Raw genomic sequence first — 16,733 nt, forward strand, 5'->3', positions numbered from 1 at the left:
AGGCGTACGCAGAGCGGTAGCGAGCCGCGCGGAGCGTCAGCGGCGTGCGGCGTCCCGCAGCGCGTCGCGTGCCTGCGCGTACGAGCCGAGCACGATCCGTACCGGTGTCAGCACGTACTCGTCGCCCACCTGGGCGACCCGCGCCGTCAGCCGCTGGTCGGCCCGGGCCCGGGCGCGCCGGGCGGCCCAGCGCACCACCGGCCGGGTCAACGCCGCCACCAGCAGCCCGGCCAGCAGTCCGCCGAGCAGCAGCACGGTCGGCAGCGGCACCTGGCCGACCATCGGGTTGTCCAGCGCGGGCAGGCCGAGCGCCCGCAGCGCGTAGCCGAGCACCAGCCAGCCCAGCCCGATCACGGCGGCGAGGGTGACCAACCACTGCACACCGCCGACGACCCGCCACCACAGCGGGCGACGGTCGAGGCCGAGGTCGGTGCCGGCGATCGTGCGATCCAGGGCGTCCGGTAGGTCGCCGAGGCGGGACCGGGCGGCGGAGGTCACCGCCCCGGGCCAGGCGGCGGGCAGGTCGGCGGCGGCCCGGTCGGCCACCGCGCGGATGGCGAGACCGAGCGCCGAGCGCTGGGCGGCCGTCGGGTCCGGTACCGAGGTGGCCGCCACCAGGCTCTCCGCCGGGTCGGCCTGGTCGCCGGTCGGGCCGGGCAGGTGCAGCCGACGCAGCGGGTCGGGCCGCAACCGCCGCCAGCCCCGCACCACGGGCCAGCCGGTGGCCGCGCCGGCCCGGTGCCGGTACGCCCGCTCCACGGCCTCGGTCACCGCCGGCACCCCGGCCGCCCCGGCCAGCGCCCGGTTCAGCCCGTTGACGGCGGTGTCGTCCGGCCCGCCCGACGGCCGGGCCGAACCGACCAGCTCGTCCAGGCCGGCGACGACCGTGTCGACGTCACCCGCGAGCCGACGCAACGCGGCCTGCCGCTCGGCGACCGTGCGCTCCAGCGCGTTGCGCAGCCCGACCATCCCGGCCGGATCGATGGCGGTGGTGGCCAGCAGGGGCACCCCGGTCAGCCCGTCGGTGTCGAGCAGCCGACGCAGGTCGTCCAGGACTCGGGGCACCTCGGCCGGGGGCAGCCGGTCGGCCTGGTTGAGCACGACCACTGTGACCTCGCGGTGCCGGTGGAACTCGCGCAGGTAGCTGTCGTGGATGACCCGGTCGGCGTACTTCTGCGGGTCGACCACCCAGACCACCTGGTCGACCAGGCCCAGGAGTCGGTCCACCTCGAGCCGGTGCGATCGCTGCACCGAGTCGAAGTCGGGCAGGTCGAGCAGGATCAGCCCGTGCAGGGCCGTCTCGTCGTCCGCGTCCAGGGCGCTCTCCCGGACGAAGCGGTGTCGGGGCAGTACGCCGATCCAGTCGAGCAGATGGTTGGCGCCCTCCAGCGGCCCCCACACGCAGGCGTGGGTGACGCCGGTGGTCGGCCGGCGGACCCCGACCGGCGAGAGTTCCAGTTGGGCCAACGCGTTGAAGAGGCTGGACTTGCCGCTGCCCGTGGCACCGGCCAGGGCGACCACTGTGTGGTCCCGGGACAGCGCTAGCCGGGTGCCGGCCCGTTCGACCACTGTGTGCGCGGGCACCAGGTCGGCGTCCGGCAGCAGACCGTCCACGGCGGTCAGGAACCGGCGTACCGCGTCCAGGCGGGCGATCAGCGCGTCGGCGTCGACCCGCTGGTCCCCGCGGAACACCTCGCGTACCCGGCCGGCGATGTTGCTCACCGGGAACCCTCCTCGTCGGCGGCGGACAGGCCGCTGCGGTGCCGGGCCAGCTCGACCCGGCCGGCGGCCCGGCGCAGCCCGTCGCCGGCGTCCTCGGCGGGGCGGGCGTCGGCGGTGCGGCTCAGGAAGCGGTCGGCCTCCGCGTCGAGCAGCGTCCGCACCCGGTCCAGCAGGTCGGCGCGGGCCTTGGCGGCAAGGGTGCGCACCGCCTGGTCGCCGAAGATCGCCTGGAGGACGGCCTGCGCGGCGACAGTGGTACCGGCCCCGGTGGCCAGCTCCAGCCCGGTCGGGATGAACGCGGTGGAGGCGAAGACGGCGATCATCACGGCCAGCCCGGTGGCGTTCACAGCGTACGCGGCGGTGCGGGCCACGAACCGCTTGTCACCGCCCTCGACCCGGACCAGTTCCAGCACTCCGCGCTGCCAGTCGCGGACCATGCGCTCGGCGCGTTCGGGCAGGTCGTCGCTCGGGTGGGCGAGCGCCGGGTCGAGCAGCCCGGCGCCGGCCGGGTGTGCCTTCCACCCGGTGTACGCGGACTCGGCGGCCTCCGAGGCCACCCCGCGCAGCAGCGTCACCAGTTGAGACTCGATGGCGTTGCGCAGCTCGGCGGCGGGCGCCGGCCGACCGGTGACGGCGGCCACGACCCGGTCCCGGAGGCGGCCGATCCGTGCCTCCAGCGTGCGGAACAGCTCGCCGGTGCCGACGAACTCCTGCCAGCGGGCGAGCACCTCACCCCGGAGCAGCCGGCCGTCCTGGAGCCCTTGCTCGACGGTGCGCTCGGCACCCCGGTACGCGGCCCGGACCCGTTCGTCCAGCCCGTCGGCGGCGGCGAGCTGCTCGTCGGCGGCGTCGGCCAGATCCTCCACGGCGGGGTGGAGTGCCGCCAGCGCCCCGTCGAGGGTCTGGCGGACCACCGCCGCCCGCGCGTCCACGTCGGCGGCCAACCGGGCGAACCAGTCGGCCAGTGGGGCGGTGACTCCCTCGGGCAGCAGCCCCTGACCGTCGACCCAGGTCTCGGGCAACACGAACAGCGGCGCACGCCCGAGGTCCTGCTCGGCGAGCATTCCGGTCAGATGCGCGGCGATCTCGTCGGTGGCCTCGGCGGGCACCCGGTCCAGCACCATGGCGATCACCGCGCCGCGCGTCCGGGCACTGCGCAGCAGCTCCCAGGGCACCGCGTCGGCGTACCGGGCGGCGGTGGTGACGAAGAGCCACAGATCGGCCGCGGCCAGCAGCTGGGTGGCGAGCGCCCGGTTGGCGTCGACGACCGAGTCGATGTCGGGCGCGTCGAGGAAGGCCAGCCCGGCGGGCAGGGCCGGGGCGGTGACGAGGTGCAGGGCGCGCGGATCGTCGCTCGGCTCGGTGGTGCGGGTCAGACCGGGCAGGAGGTCACCCTGCCGAAACCACGCCGCGTCGGACGGGTTGCAGACCAGCACCGGTGAGCGGGTGGTCGGCCGGAGCACACCGGCGGCGCTGACCCGGGCCTTGACCAGGCTGTTGACCAGGGTCGACTTACCCGCGCCGGTGGAGCCGCCGACCACCACGAGCAGTGGGGCGTCCAACCGGGCGAGCCGGGGCAGCAGGTAGTCGTCGAGTTGGTCGGTGAGTGCTGTGGCGCTGTGCCGGGCAGAGTTGGCGGAGGGCAGCGCGAGGGGATACCGGGTCGCGCCGATCGCCTCCCGGAGGCCCGACAGTGCGCCGGGGAGGCTGTCGTCCCCGGTGGTGGCGGGCGGCTCCTCCGCGGCGTCCGGCGGGTCGGTGCGGGCTGCGACGGCGGGCGCACCGGAACGGGTGGCGGGATCGCCGTGCGTCGTCACCGCTAAAGCGTGCCCGACCGATGCAAGGGAAGACAACCGGACGGTAATAACGGCTGGGTTGCGTCGGGTTGACTCAAGTCAACTTGACGATTGGCCAACGCGTGGCACTATTGAGTCAAGTTCACTCAACTTGTGGTGGGGCCCGCTGCGGGCGGTGCTCGCCAGCAGCCCACGGGCGATGCCCGTCACCTGCACAACCTTACGAAGCGAGGAAGCGAAGATGGCACGTGCGGTCGGTATCGACCTCGGCACGACGAACTCCTGCGTCAGCGTTCTCGAGGGCGGTGAGCCCACCGTCATCGCCAACGCTGAGGGGTCGCGGACGACTCCTTCGATCGTCGCGTTCGCCCGCAACGGCGAGGTGCTCGTCGGTGAGGTCGCCAAGCGCCAAGCGGTGACCAACCCGGACCGGACGATCCGGTCGGTCAAGCGCGAGGTCGGCACGAACTGGTCCGTCGACATCGACGGCAAGAAGTACACCCCGCAGGAGATCTCGGCCCGGACGCTGATGAAGCTCAAGCGGGACGCCGAGGCGTACCTGGGTGAGCAGATCACCGACGCGGTGATCACCGTTCCGGCCTATTTCAACGACAGCCAGCGCCAGGCCACCAAGGAGGCCGGTGAGATCGCCGGCTTCAACGTGCTGCGGATCGTCAACGAGCCGACCGCGGCCGCCCTGGCGTACGGGCTGGACAAGGGCTCCAAGGAGCAGACCGTCCTGGTCTTCGACCTCGGCGGCGGCACCTTCGACGTGTCGCTGCTGGAGCTGGCCGAGGGCGTCGTCGAGGTCAAGTCGACCAGCGGTGACAACCAGCTCGGTGGCGACGACTGGGACCAGCGGATCATCGACCACCTGGTCAAGACGTTCCGCGGTGAGCACGGCATCGACCTGGCTCAGGACAAGATGGCCCTCCAGCGGCTCCGCGAGGCAGCCGAGAAGGCCAAGATCGAGCTGTCCGCCGCCACCACCACCAACATCAACCTGCCGTACATCACCGCCGGCGCGGCCGGCCCCCTGCACCTCGACGTGACGCTCAGCCGCGCCGAGTTCCAGCGGATGACGCAGGACCTGCTGGACCGTTGCAAGGGCCCGTTCGAGCAGGCCGTGAAGGACGCCGGGATCAAGATCTCCGACGTCGAGCACGTCATCCTGGTCGGCGGTTCGACCCGGATGCCCGCCGTGACGGACCTGGTCAAGCAGCTCACCGGTCGCGACCCCAACAAGGGCGTCAACCCGGACGAGGTGGTCGCCGTCGGTGCCGCCCTCCAGGCCGGTGTGCTCAAGGGTGAGGTCAAGGACGTCCTGCTGCTCGACGTGACCCCGCTGAGCCTGGGCATCGAGACCAAGGGCGGCATCTTCACCAAGCTGATCGAGCGCAACACCACCATCCCGACCAAGCGTTCCGAGGTCTTCACCACGGCGGATGACAACCAGCCGTCGGTGCTGATCCAGGTGTTCCAGGGTGAGCGGGAGATCGCGGCGTACAACAAGAAGCTCGGCACCTTCGAGCTGACCGGCCTCCCGCCGGCGCCGCGCGGCGTGCCGCAGATCGAGGTCGCCTTCGACATCGACGCCAACGGCATCGTCAACGTGCACGCCAAGGACCTGGGCACCGGCAAGGAACAGAAGATGACGATCACCGGTGGCTCCTCGCTGCCGAAGGACGACATCGAGCGGATGCGCCGGGACGCCGAGGAGCACGCGGAGGAGGACAAGCGCCGCCGCGACGACGCCGAGACCCGCAACGTGGCCGAGGCGCTCCAGTGGCAGACCGAGAAGTTCCTCGCCGAGAGCGGCGACAAGCTGCCCGGTGAGAACCGTGAGCAGCTCAACGAGGCGCTCGGCGAGCTGCGTGGCGCCCTCGGCGGTCAGGACATCGAGAAGATCAAGTCGGCGCACGAGAAGCTGGCTCAGGTCTCCCAGCAGGCCGGTTCGCTGCTCTACTCGCAGCAGGCCGAGCAGGGTCAGCAGCCGGGTGGCGAGCCCGGCCCGGGTGCGACCGGCGCGACCGGTGCGACCGGTGCGACCGGCGCGCAGGCCGGCGGCGCCGACGACGTGGTCGACGCGGAAATCGTGGACGAGGACGGCAAGAAGTGACCGTCGGCCTCCGACACGTTTCCACCGCGAAGGGGATGAGGTAGCCGCATGACGCAGAAGCCACGAGCCGCCGACCCGGGCGACACCGGGTCGACGCCGGGTGGCTCCGCGACCACGGAGCCGACCGGCGACGGGGAGCGGGTCGTCATCCGCAACAACCGCAAGCTCGTCGACACCGCCGAGCCGGAGGGGACCGCCGCCGACGCGGAGACCGGTGTGCCGGCCGAGGGTCTGGTCGAGGACGCCGAGGTCGTGGTCGACGAGATCGAGGTCGAGGTCAACTCCACCGACGGGCCGGAGCCGTCCGGTCCGCCGGTGGTGGACGCCCCGGCGCAGCCGGTGGACGGCGGCGGCACGGGCACCTCGCTCGGCGCCGAGCTGGAGGCGCTGCGGGCCGAGCTCGACGAGCGGACCCGGGATCTGCAGCGGGTGTCGGCCGAGTACGCCAACTACCGCAAGCGGGTCGACCGCGACCGCAGCCTCGTACAGGAGCAGGCGACCGGCTCGGTGCTGGCCGCGCTGCTGCCGATCCTGGACGACCTGGACCGGGCCCGGGAACACGGCGACCTGGTCGGGCCGTTCGGCACGGTGGCGGAACAACTCACCACCGCGCTGGGCAAGTTCGGCCTGAACGCCTTCGGCGAGCAGGGCGACCCGTTCGACCCGACCCGGCACGAGGCGGTCGCGCACCAGACCTCGGCCGACGTCAGCGAGCCGACCTGCGTACAGGTCATGCGACGCGGCTACCAGCTCGGTGAGCGGCTGCTGCGCCCCGCGCTGGTCGCGGTCGCGGATCCGGAATAGTGCCAGACAGTGACCGGGCCGTCCCGCCCACCGCTCAGCGGTGGGCGGGACGGCCGGGCCACCAGGGTCGGAAGGAGGTGGACCGGTGAGTTCGAAGGACTGGATCGAGAAGGACTTCTACGCCGTGCTCGGCGTGGACAAGGCCGCCTCCGCGGATGACATCAAGAAGGTGTACCGCAAGGTGGCCCGGGAGTCGCACCCGGACCACAACCCGGGCGACCCGAAGGCCGAGGAGCGGTTCAAGGCCGCGTCCGAGGCGTACAACGTGCTGTCGGACAGCGGCCGCCGTCGCGAGTACGACGAGATGCGTTCGCTGTTCGGCTCGGGCGCGTTCCGGCGCAACGCCCGGGGTGGGGGTCAGCCCGGCGGCATGCCGTTCGACGTCTCCGACATGTTCGGCGGCGGAGGCGGAGGCGGCGATCGTCGCTTCGGCGGCGCCGGCTTCCAGGACCTCTTCAGCTCGATCTTCAGTGGCGGTCAGGCCGGTGGGCAGGCCGCACCACACGGTCCGGCCCGTGGTCGGGACGTGGAGACCGAGGTGGCGCTGGACTTCGGCGACGCGGTGCGTGGAGTGACGCTGCCCCTGACGCTGCGCGCGCCGGGAGTCTGTGACACCTGCCACGGCAACGGGGCCAAGCCCGGCACCCAGCCGCGTACCTGCCCGGTCTGTCATGGTGCCGGCGTCACGACCCGCAACCAGGGGTCGTTCAGCTTCTCCGAGCCGTGCCGCAACTGCCAGGGCGTCGGCACCGTGGTCGAGGAGAAGTGCCCGGAGTGCCACGGCAGCGGCGGTGTCACCAAGACCCGCACCATGAATGTGCGCTTCCCAGCCGGTGTGGCCGACGGTCAACGCATCCGGCTGGCCGGGCGTGGCGAGCCGGGCGAGCGCGGTGGCCCAGCCGGCGACCTCTTCGTGCACGTCAAGGTTCGGCCGGACGAGCTGTTCGGGCGTACCGGAGACGACCTGACGCTGACCGTGCCGGTCACCTTCGCGGAGGCCGTGCTCGGCACGGACCTGCGGGTGCCCACGCTCGACGGCGCGGTGACCCTGCGGGTGCCGCCGGGGACGCCGAGCGGGCGGGTGCTGCGGGCCCGGGGCAAGGGTGTGGTCCGCCGCGACGGGCAGGCTGGTGACCTGCTGGTCACGCTGGACGTGGTGGTGCCGGCCCGATTGTCGGACGAGGCGCGCACGGCGCTGGAGTCGTTCGCCGAGCAGACCCCGCCGGCGGCCCGGGAACATCTCGACGCACGGGTGCGTCGAGTCAGTTAGTCCGGTGGAATGGACGCGGAGGTGAGCGGGATGTCGGGCGAGTTCCTCGGTTCGGGCGACCCTGCCTACGAGGCCAAGGTGCTGATGATCTCGGTAGCGGCACGGATGGCGGGGATGCACCCGCAGACCCTGCGCCAGTACGACCGACTGGGGCTGGTGCAGCCCGGCCGGGCCGCTGGTGGCGGGCGTCGTTACAGCGTCCGGGACGTGGTGCTGCTGCGCGAGGTGCAGCGGCTCAGCCAGGACGACGGGATCAACCTGGCCGGCGTCAAGCGGATCATCGGGCTGGAGCGGCTGCTGGAGCAGGCGCAGCAGCGGGTGGCCCGGCTGGAGGCGGAGCTGGACGCCGCGTACCGCCGGGTGGCGGAGCTGGAGTCGCTGGCTCGCTTCCCGGGCCGGGATCTGGTGCCGACCAACCGCACGTCCACCGCCCTGGTGGTGTGGCGTCCCCGCCGGACGCCCGATCGCTGACCTGTCGCTCACCCGGATCTGTCTTCTCGGCCCGGACCGCGCTGGATTCCCGGCGCGGTCCGGGCCGCTTCGGTTAGCCTGTCGATAAGGGTCCAATCGGCTTAATCCGGACCTACCGGCATGGCGAGGGGGAGCGATGGCGGAACCGGCGAAGAAGGTGGCCCAGCAGACCGAGGACCGGTTGGAGAACCTGGCCGAGACCGTCCGCAAGAAGTTCGACAAGGTGACCGACGGGACCTACCGGGACCGGGTCATCGCGGGCCGGTTCGCCGAAGACGGCGACCATGCCGGCGAACGGGGCCGAGCCGAGACGGAACGCAAGCAGGACTGACCGGTGACCGACGTGCGGGCCGGGACCCACGGGGGGTCCCGGCCCGTTCGCCGTGATCGGGGGTCCCGGCCCGCGGCCGTAATCGGGGGTCCCAGTTCGTTCGCCGTTTCCGACCGAGGACCGGTGACGCCGACTCCTGGGCGTCAGGCCGACTCGCAGGTCCTTTCGAGCTGAATCGTTTGCGACATCAGCTTCAAAGGGCTGCAAACAGCACAGCCATCCCACAGCCGCTGACGAGGGAGCCGTCTCAGCCGAGGCGGCGGTTCTCGCGGACCAGGCCGCCCTCGCACCAGTCCCGGTAGACGAAGAGGTCCGGTCGGGCCAACAGCACCCGGCCGTTGTGTGCCCAGACCTTCATCAGCTCGTCGCCGTCACGCTCGGCCTGTTCGACGAGCTTGCGGAAGCGGCGCTTGGGGTGGGCGCGGAAGTTCGTCCGGATGCCGTCGGCCGCGTAGATGTAGAGGCAGTGCAGCGCGAAACGTCGGGCCGGGCAGGTTGGATCCATCGCTAACTCGAAGAGTGTCAACACCAGCCGGTCGCCGGAGACCAGCAGGTCCCAGTCGGGTGGCATCGAGGCCAACGGCACCGAATCGGGCTTGTACGCCCAAGCTCGCAACTCCGCCGGAGTCGGATCGACGGGGTTGGCGAAGCCGTGGAACGTCGACTCCTGCACGCTCACCGGCCAACCTTCCGCTCTCGCCCGCGTTTGGCAACGCTGCCTGCGGACCCTGGCTGCTGCGGCGAAACGGTAACCCGCCGTCGGGTGCTGCGGTAGTACCCGTGAGGAGCAATTCCGCAACCGTTGGCACGGGCGGGTCCATTGCATCGACAGCACGGCCGATGATGCTCCTGTGACAGTCCACGTCAGACTGCGGCGTTCAGGTGAAGCTCACTGCAGTGAGTCGACGACTGGGATCGGCTCCCGCCGTTGGGCCGCCGCGCGGTTGCGCAGCCACCGCTTGAACCACGGGAAGTCGGGCAGTCGAGCCAGGATCGGCCCGGTCACCACGGTGATCAGGACGTACGTCGCGGCCAGCGCTGCCAACCGCGGCTCGACGCTCCCGGCAGCCACCGCGAGACCGGCGATGACGATGGAGAACTCACCTCGGGGTACGAGTGCCAGGCCGGCCCGCCATCGACCGGGTTCCGCGATGCCGACCCGGCGGGCGGCGAGGTAGCCGGTGAGCGTCTTCGTCGCCATGGTGACCACGGCCAATGCGAGCGCCGGCAGCAGCACCGGCGGGATGTCCCGTGGGTCGGTGACCAGGCCGAAGAAGACGAAGAACACCGCCGCGAACAGGTCCCGCAGCGGCGAGAGCAGCTCGGTCGCGTGGTGCGCCACCGGGCCGGAGAGCGCGATGCCGACCAGGAACGCGCCGACCGCCGCCGAGACCTGGAGCTTCGCCGCGAGCCCGGCGATCAGCAGGGTCAGGCCGAGTACGCCGAGCAGCAGCGCCTCCGGGTCCTTCGCCGACAGGGCGGAGGAGATGAGGTGGCCGTACCGGATGGCGACGACCAGCACGAGCAGCACCGTGCCCACCGCGACGGCGAGTGCGATGCCGCCACCGAGCAGGCCGGTGCCGGCCAGGACGGCAGTGACCAGCGGCAGGTAGAGCGCCATCGCCAGGTCCTCGATCACGAGGACCGACAGGATCACCGGGGTTTCCCGGTTACCGAGTCGTCCCAGGTCGGCTAGGACCTTGGCGATCACGCCGGAGGAGGAGACCCAGGTGATGCCGCCGAGCACCAGGGCGGCGATCCAGTCCCAGCCGAGCAGCAGGGCGAAGGCCGCGCCGGGCAGCGCGTTGAACACGCCGTCGATCAGCCCGGCCGGGGCCGCCGAACGGAGGTTGCCAACCAGTTCGTTGGCCGAGTACTCCAGGCCGAGCATCACCAGCAGCAGGATGACGCCGATCTCGGCGCCCACCGCGAAGAACTCCTCGCTGGCGGCGAGCGGAAGTAGCCCACCGTGCCCGAAGGCCAGCCCGGCGAGCAGGTAGAGGGGGATGGGTGACAGGCCTACCCGGCGGCTCAGCCGACCGAGGACGCCAAGCAGTAACAGCAGCGCGCCGACTTCGACGAGCAGAGTGGTGGAATCGTGCATCCGCCTCAGCCGTCCGGGTCACTGTCGGCGAGGATGGCGGAAACGCCGTCGAGACCTCTACGGGTCCCGACAACGACCACCACATCGCCGGCCGTGAAGCGGAAGGAGGGGAGTGGCGAGACGATCACTTCGCCTTCACGCAGTACAGCCACGATGGAGGCGCTGGTGCGGGTACGCGCCTTGGTGTCCCCGAGCTTCCGGTTGACGTACGGGGAACCGGCCGTGATGGCGATCTGCTCGGTGAGCAGACCGGCGGCCTGCTCGCGGAGCCCGGAGAGTTGGCCGAGCATCAGCGACGCGCCGAGGATGTCCGCCAGAGCCTCGGCCTCGTCGTCGGTCAGCGGAATGTCCGACTGGCAGGCGTCGGGGTCGTCGGGATCGTAGAGAACGAGATCACGGCGGCCGTTGCGGTGGGAAACGACGCCCAGGCGACGTCCGGACTCCGTCACCAGATCGTGACGTACCCCGATCCCGGGTAAGGCGGTCTGCTCGACACGTACTCGCACCCTCCAAGGCTACCGCTTTGTGAACAGAGCGCAGATCTTGGCGGGACAGCCCTCCTCGGACCGACGCCGGCGCAGCTCAATGGCCATGATCCACTCGGGTCATTGAAGCCGGGTATCCGGCGGAGCGGGACACCCCGACTTCCTGAAAGTCGAGTGGATCTTTACGACTTCTCTGCTACGAACACGCCGACACCTTCCAGCGTCTCGGTCAGCCCGGTCGCGCGGAGAATCATCATGGCCTTGCCGACCACGGTGTCCGACACGCCGTACTCGTTGCAGAGCTGCGACCGGCTCGGCAGTTTCGTGCCGGGCGGCCACTCGCCTGATTCAATCTTTCCCCGCAGTTCGTCTGCGAGGACCTGGTACTGCTGCTTGGGCATACACACTCCCCGGATGGCACGCCCATTCGATCACGCGACCGCCTCCAACCTCAAGCAATCGGAGGCCGATCGTTGACCTACAACCGCTACCGATTGTAGGTTCGAGGCGAACGCTTCCGGATGGCACTGGGGCGCTCAACGGGCCGGGACGAGCTTCCCGTGGTTCGTCCCGGCCCCGTTCTTCCGCGCGCAACGAACTGCACCGCCGAGGAGAGGGGTACCGCTGATGGTGGACCGAGGGTGGCGGCGATGACCGGGCGGTTCGTCATCCACCTGCCGATATCCGCGCCCAACCTGGCACGCGCGAAGATGCTGGGGCGGACCGCCGGTCGATCGCTGGCCTTCCTGGCCCGGATCGACCTCGGCGGGATCACCGTCTCGACCGAGGACAACCAGGGGGTACGGCACTGGGTCTTCTGCGACCGGCGGCTGGACGGTGGCCATCGCTGTTTGCTCCGCGCCGACCACGAAACCCCGTGCACCGCCCGGCTGCCCCGGCGAATCGGCCCTTAGGAGCCGTACAAGACCGTGATCGACTCGGTTTTCACGAAGTCGCGGGGTCATGGCGGCCCGGATACCCCGACTTCCTGAAAGTCGAGTGGATCAAGCGGTCGGTGCCCGCTCCGGTCAAGCGGAGCGGGCACCGATCGATCGCACCGGGAACGCCGAGGTCAGCGGAGGCTGGCGAAGAATTCGCGGATGTCGGCGACCAGCACCTCGGTGGCCTGGTGGGCCGCGTAGTGGCCGCCGACGTCGCCCCGGCCGTCGACGTCGGTCTCGTACGCCGTCCACCGGACGATGTTCGCGTGGTCCCGATCGGCGAAGCGGCGGATGGACTGGAAGTCGCCGGGGAACATGGCCAGCGCGGTCGGGGCGGTGGTCGGCTCGGTCGGCGGCTCGCCCGCGTGTGCGTCCTCCCAGTAGAGCCGGATCGCCGAGGCGGCCGTGCCGGTGAACCAGTAGAGCGCCACGTTGGCCAGGATGAAGTCGGCGTCCAGGCTCTCGTCGAAGAGCTGGGCGTTCCAGGCGAGCAGCCCCACCGGCGAGTCGGCCAGCGCGAACGCCAGGGTCTGCGGCTGCTGACTGTGCACCTGGTTGAAGGAGAACTTGTTCTCGTAGAACCACTGGAGGTGCCCGAGCGCGGCCTGGTCGGCCTCGGAGAGCCCGGCGAACTCGGCCGGGTCGCCGGAGGGAAACGAGAAGAGCTGGGTGACGTGTACGCCGAGCATCCGCTCCGGATCGACCCGGCCCAGCTCCGGCGCGATCATCGAGCCGGCGTCGTTGCCGACCGCGCCGTAGCTGTCGTACCCCAGTCGGTCCATCAGCTCGGCCCAGGCGCGGGCGATGCGGTACCGGTTCCAGCCGGCGCTGCGGGTCGGGCCGGAGAAGCCGAAGCCCGGCAGTGACGGAACGACCACGTGGAAGGCCGGCGCGTCCGGGTCGGTCGGCTCGGTGAGCGGGGTGATCACGTCGAGGTACTCCAGCACCGAACCGGGCCAGCCGTGGGTGAGCACCAGCGCCGTGGCGTCCGGCCGGGACGACCGGACGTGCAGGAAGTGCATCTGCTCGCCGTCGATCTCGGTGACGAACTGCGGGTGAGCGTTCAGGCGGGCCTCGACGGCACGCCAGCCGAACCCGCCTCGCCACCGGTCGACGAGGTCGCGCACCCGGTCGTTGCTCATCCCGTACGAGTCGCCGGCGCCGGGCAGGTCGGCGGGCCAGAGGGTGCGGTCCAGCCGGGCGGCCAGGTCGTCGAGGGCGGTCTGCGGGATCTCGGCGCGGAACGGGCGGATCGCGATGTCGCTCATGCTGGAACTCCTTCGGAACGGAATGTTTCGTTCTGCGATCACCATAGCAGAGCGGAACGATCCGTTCCACTGTTAGGCTGGGGGCATGTCAACGACTTCCGGCAAGACGCTGGGCGGTCGACGCGCCCAGGCCGCCCGCAACGACGAGGTCATCCTCGAAGCCGCCCGCGCCGTCTTCCTCGACGATCCGAAGGCCCCGATCGCCGCCGTCGCGGAGCGCGCGGGCGTCGGCATCAGCGCCCTTTATCGGCGCTACGCGGGCAAGGAGGACCTGCTGCGTCAGCTCTGTCACGACGGGCTGCGCCGCTACGTCGCGGAGGCCGAGACCGCCCTCGACGAGCAGGACGACTGGGCCGCGTTCACCGGCTTCCTGACCCGGGTGGTCGACGCCGACGTGCACTCGCTCACCGTCCATCTGGCCGGCACCTTCACCCCGACCGAGGAGATGGGCCGGGACGCGATGCGCGCCGGCGAATTGGCCACCGCCCTGGTCGACCGGGCCCACGCCAGCGGGCGGCTGCGCCCCGACGCTGTCGTACACGATCTGGGGTTGTTGTTGGAGGCGTGCGCCGCGGTCCGCGTACCCGATCCGGAGCGGACCCGCCAACTGCGCCGCCGGCAGCTCGCGGTCCTGCTGGCCGGCCTGTCGTCGGTGCCGGGCGCGGACCCGCTGCCCGGCCCGCCCCCGGCGGCCGGCGAGTTCGACTGGCGGTGGCGGCGTCGGGAGTGATGGGCGTCACGCGCTAAGGTTGAGCGGAATACGCTCAACTCTGGTTGTGTCCAACCCAATGGACAACGCCGATCCGGGGGAGCCCATGAACACCGAAAGACTCACCACCAAGAGCCGCGAAACCATCACGGGCGCTGTCGCGCTGGCCAACCAGCGTGGTCACGCCACAGTGGAGCCCTGGCACCTGCTCCTGTCACTCCTGGACACCGACGGCTCGACCGCCACCGGCCTGCTGCGCGCCGTCGGGGCCGACCCGACCGAGCTGCGCCAGGCCGCCCAGCGCGCGGTCGACAACCTGCCGGCCGCCCGCGGCTCCAGCATCGCCGAGCCGACGTTGGCTCGGGAGTTCGTCAACGCCATCGGCGCCGCCGAGCAGATCGCCCGGCCGCTGGGCGACGAATACACCTCCACCGAGCACCTGCTCGCCGGCCTGGCCCGGGTGGGCGGAGCGGTGTCCGGCGCGCTGAAGACCGCCGGTGCCACCGAGGAGGCCCTGGTCGCCGCCTTCCCGACCGTCCGCGGTGGGGACCGTCGGGTCACCACAGCCGACCCCGAGCAGACCTACCAGGCCCTGACCAAGTACGGCGTCGACCTCACCGCCAGCGCCCGGGACGGCAAGATCGACCCGGTCATCGGCCGGGACTCCGAGATCCGTCGGGTCATCCAGGTGCTCTCCCGGCGTACCAAGAACAACCCGGTGCTGATCGGTGAGCCCGGCGTCGGCAAGACCGCGATCGTCGAGGGCCTGGCCCAGCGGATCGTCACCGGCGACGTGCCCGAGTCCCTGCGGGACAAGAAGCTGATCTCGCTGGACCTCGGCGCGATGGTCGCCGGCGCCCAGTACCGCGGCCAGTTCGAGGAGCGGCTGAAGTCCGTCCTGGAGGAGATCAAGAACTCCAACGGGCAGGTCATCACCTTCCTCGACGAGCTGCACACCGTCGTCGGCGCCGGCAAGGGCGAGGGCTCGATGGACGCCGGCAACATGCTCAAGCCGATGCTGGCCCGTGGTGAGCTGCGGATGGTGGGCGCCACCACGCTGGACGAGTACCGCGAGCACATCGAGAAGGACCCGGCGCTGGAGCGCCGTTTCCAGCCGGTGCTCGTCGGTGAGCCGACCATCGAGGACACCATCGGCATTCTGCGCGGGCTCAAGGAGCGCTACGAGGTGCACCACGGCGTACGGATCACCGACGCCGCGCTGGTGGCCGCCGCGACGCTGTCCGACCGTTACATCACCGACCGGTTCCTGCCGGACAAGGCGATTGACCTGGTCGACGAGTCCGCGTCCCGGCTCCGAATGGAGATCGACTCGCGTCCGGTCGAGGTGGACGAGATCGAGCGGGCGGTCCGCCGGTTGGAGATTGAGGAGATGGCCCTGGCCAAGGAGCCGGACGCCGCCTCGGCCGAGCGGTTGGAGCGGCTCCGCAAGGAGTTGGCCGACAAGCGCGAGCAACTCACAGTGCTCTCCGAGCGCTGGCAGACGGAGAAGAGCCACATCACCAAGCTCTCCACCGCCAAGGAGGAGTTGGAACGCCTCGGCGGTGAGGCCGAGCGGGCCGAGCGCGACGGCGAGCTGGAACGCGCCGCCGAGCTGCGCTACGGCCGGATCCCCGCTCTGAAGGTCGAGCTGAAGCAGGCCGAGGAGGAGCTGGCCCAGCTCCAGGCCGACGGCGCGATGCTCAAGGAGGAGGTCGGCGCGGACGACATCGCCGCGGTGGTCGCCTCCTGGACCGGCATCCCCGCCGGCCGCCTGCTGGAGGGTGAGACGGCCAAGCTGCTGCGGATGGAGGAGTCGCTGGGCGGCCGGGTCGTCGGCCAGACCGAGGCGGTCGGCGCGGTCTCCGACGCGGTACGCCGTGCCCGGGCCGGTATCGCCGACCCGGACCGCCCGACCGGCAGCTTCCTCTTCCTAGGCCCCACCGGTGTCGGCAAGACCGAGCTGGCCAAGGCGCTCGCCGAGTTCCTCTTCGACGACGAGCGAGCCATGGTCCGCATCGACATGAGCGAGTACGGCGAGAAGCACTCGGTCGCTCGCCTGGTCGGTGCCCCGCCCGGCTACGTCGGTTACAACGAGGGTGGTCAGCTCACCGAGGCGGTGCGCCGACGGCCGTACTCGGTGGTGCTGCTGGACGAGGTGGAGAAGGCCCACCCGGACGTCTTCGACGTGCTGCTCCAGGTGCTCGACGACGGCCGGCTCACCGACGGTCAGGGCCGCACTGTGGACTTCCGCAACGCGATCCTGATCCTCACGTCCAACCTCGGGTCGTCGGTCATCAGCGACCTGACGCTCGCCGATGAGCAGCGCCGGGAGGGCGTGCTGGCCGTGGTCCGGTCGCACTTCAAGCCGGAGTTCCTCAACCGGCTGGACGACATCGTGGTCTTCGCCTCGCTGCGCGGGGACGACCTGCGCTCCATCGTCGACATTCAGTTGAACCGGATGCGAAACCGTCTTGCGGACCGCCGATTGGCACTGGACGTCACCGAGTCCGCCGGTCAGTGGCTGGCCGAGCACGGCTACGACCCGATCTACGGTGCGCGACCGCTCCGTCGCCTGGTCCAGACCGCAATCGGAGACCAACTGGCGAAGGCCCTCCTGTCCGGCCAGATCCGCGACGGCGAAACGGTGAAGGTGGACCGCGCCACCGATACCAACACCCTCTCCGTAACCGCCGCCTGATCCGTCGCACCCGGG

Annotated in this window: 15 protein-coding genes; 8 read left to right on the forward strand and 7 right to left on the reverse strand. The window is 71.0% G+C overall.

Annotated features, from left to right (window positions below):
* Positions 1 to 36: 36 nt before the first annotated feature.
* Complete coding sequence (locus FB453_RS19285; RefSeq protein WP_145792068.1) at positions 37 to 1,722, reverse strand: GTPase; 1,686 nt, start codon at positions 1,720 to 1,722, stop codon at positions 37 to 39.
* The gene (locus FB453_RS19290; RefSeq protein ID WP_145792070.1) at positions 1,719 to 3,539 is read right to left on the reverse strand and encodes an ABC transporter; all 1,821 of its coding nucleotides are present in this window, start codon (positions 3,537 to 3,539) and stop codon (positions 1,719 to 1,721) included. The genes FB453_RS19285 and FB453_RS19290 overlap by 4 nt, the downstream gene beginning before the upstream one ends.
* A gap of 220 nt (positions 3,540 to 3,759) precedes the next feature.
* On the opposite strand from FB453_RS19290, the gene dnaK reads away from it, so the two are divergent.
* The 5 genes from dnaK (at position 3,760) to FB453_RS19315 (ending at position 8,513) form a co-directional block, all read left to right on the forward strand.
* Complete coding sequence (gene dnaK / locus FB453_RS19295) at positions 3,760 to 5,637, forward strand: molecular chaperone DnaK (RefSeq protein ID WP_145792072.1); 1,878 nt, start codon at positions 3,760 to 3,762, stop codon at positions 5,635 to 5,637.
* 48 nt (positions 5,638 to 5,685) lie between these two features.
* The gene (gene grpE / locus FB453_RS19300) at positions 5,686 to 6,441 is read left to right on the forward strand and encodes a nucleotide exchange factor GrpE (protein WP_145792075.1); all 756 of its coding nucleotides are present in this window, start codon (positions 5,686 to 5,688) and stop codon (positions 6,439 to 6,441) included.
* An 85-nt stretch (positions 6,442 to 6,526) separates the two neighbouring features.
* A complete protein-coding gene (gene dnaJ / locus FB453_RS19305) occupies positions 6,527 to 7,711 on the forward strand; it encodes a molecular chaperone DnaJ (protein WP_145792077.1) in 1,185 nt (394 codons plus the stop codon).
* A gap of 30 nt (positions 7,712 to 7,741) precedes the next feature.
* Complete coding sequence (locus FB453_RS19310) at positions 7,742 to 8,182, forward strand: heat shock protein transcriptional repressor HspR (protein WP_030332087.1); 441 nt, start codon at positions 7,742 to 7,744, stop codon at positions 8,180 to 8,182.
* A gap of 136 nt (positions 8,183 to 8,318) precedes the next feature.
* Positions 8,319 to 8,513 (forward strand): hypothetical protein, encoded by a 195-nt coding sequence (locus FB453_RS19315; protein WP_145792079.1) that lies wholly within the window; start codon positions 8,319 to 8,321, stop codon positions 8,511 to 8,513.
* A 247-nt stretch (positions 8,514 to 8,760) separates the two neighbouring features.
* Here the strand turns inward: FB453_RS19315 and FB453_RS19320 are convergent, their stop codons facing one another.
* The 4 genes from FB453_RS19320 to FB453_RS19335 form a co-directional block, all read right to left on the reverse strand.
* A complete protein-coding gene (locus FB453_RS19320; protein WP_112677468.1) occupies positions 8,761 to 9,192 on the reverse strand; it encodes a hypothetical protein in 432 nt (143 codons plus the stop codon).
* Between the two features lie 210 nt (positions 9,193 to 9,402).
* Positions 9,403 to 10,617, reverse strand: coding sequence for a cation:proton antiporter (locus tag FB453_RS19325; protein ID WP_145792081.1), 1,215 nt, complete (start codon positions 10,615 to 10,617; stop codon positions 9,403 to 9,405).
* Positions 10,618 to 10,622: 5 nt separating this feature from the next.
* Positions 10,623 to 11,123 carry a cation:proton antiporter regulatory subunit gene (locus FB453_RS19330; RefSeq protein ID WP_145792083.1) on the reverse strand — a complete coding sequence of 167 codons (501 nt, stop codon included), beginning with the start codon at positions 11,121 to 11,123 and terminating at the stop codon, positions 10,623 to 10,625.
* 161 nt (positions 11,124 to 11,284) lie between these two features.
* On the reverse strand, positions 11,285 to 11,503 hold the full coding sequence (locus FB453_RS19335; protein ID WP_145792085.1) for a winged helix-turn-helix domain-containing protein: 219 nt from the start codon (positions 11,501 to 11,503) through the stop codon (positions 11,285 to 11,287).
* Positions 11,504 to 11,752: 249 nt separating this feature from the next.
* Between FB453_RS19335 and FB453_RS19340 the strand changes: the two genes are divergently transcribed.
* The gene (locus FB453_RS19340) at positions 11,753 to 12,016 is read left to right on the forward strand and encodes a hypothetical protein (RefSeq protein WP_145792087.1); all 264 of its coding nucleotides are present in this window, start codon (positions 11,753 to 11,755) and stop codon (positions 12,014 to 12,016) included.
* A gap of 158 nt (positions 12,017 to 12,174) precedes the next feature.
* Here the strand turns inward: FB453_RS19340 and FB453_RS19345 are convergent, their stop codons facing one another.
* On the reverse strand, positions 12,175 to 13,311 hold the full coding sequence (locus FB453_RS19345) for an epoxide hydrolase (protein WP_145792089.1): 1,137 nt from the start codon (positions 13,309 to 13,311) through the stop codon (positions 12,175 to 12,177).
* Positions 13,312 to 13,396: 85 nt separating this feature from the next.
* Between FB453_RS19345 and FB453_RS19350 the strand changes: the two genes are divergently transcribed.
* Positions 13,397 to 14,041 (forward strand): helix-turn-helix domain-containing protein, encoded by a 645-nt coding sequence (locus FB453_RS19350; protein WP_145792091.1) that lies wholly within the window; start codon positions 13,397 to 13,399, stop codon positions 14,039 to 14,041.
* A gap of 85 nt (positions 14,042 to 14,126) precedes the next feature.
* Complete coding sequence (gene clpB / locus FB453_RS19355) at positions 14,127 to 16,718, forward strand: ATP-dependent chaperone ClpB (RefSeq protein WP_145792093.1); 2,592 nt, start codon at positions 14,127 to 14,129, stop codon at positions 16,716 to 16,718.
* The last annotated feature ends 15 nt before the right edge of the window (positions 16,719 to 16,733 follow it).

It is taken from the genome of Micromonospora sp. CNZ322 (assembly GCF_007827755.1).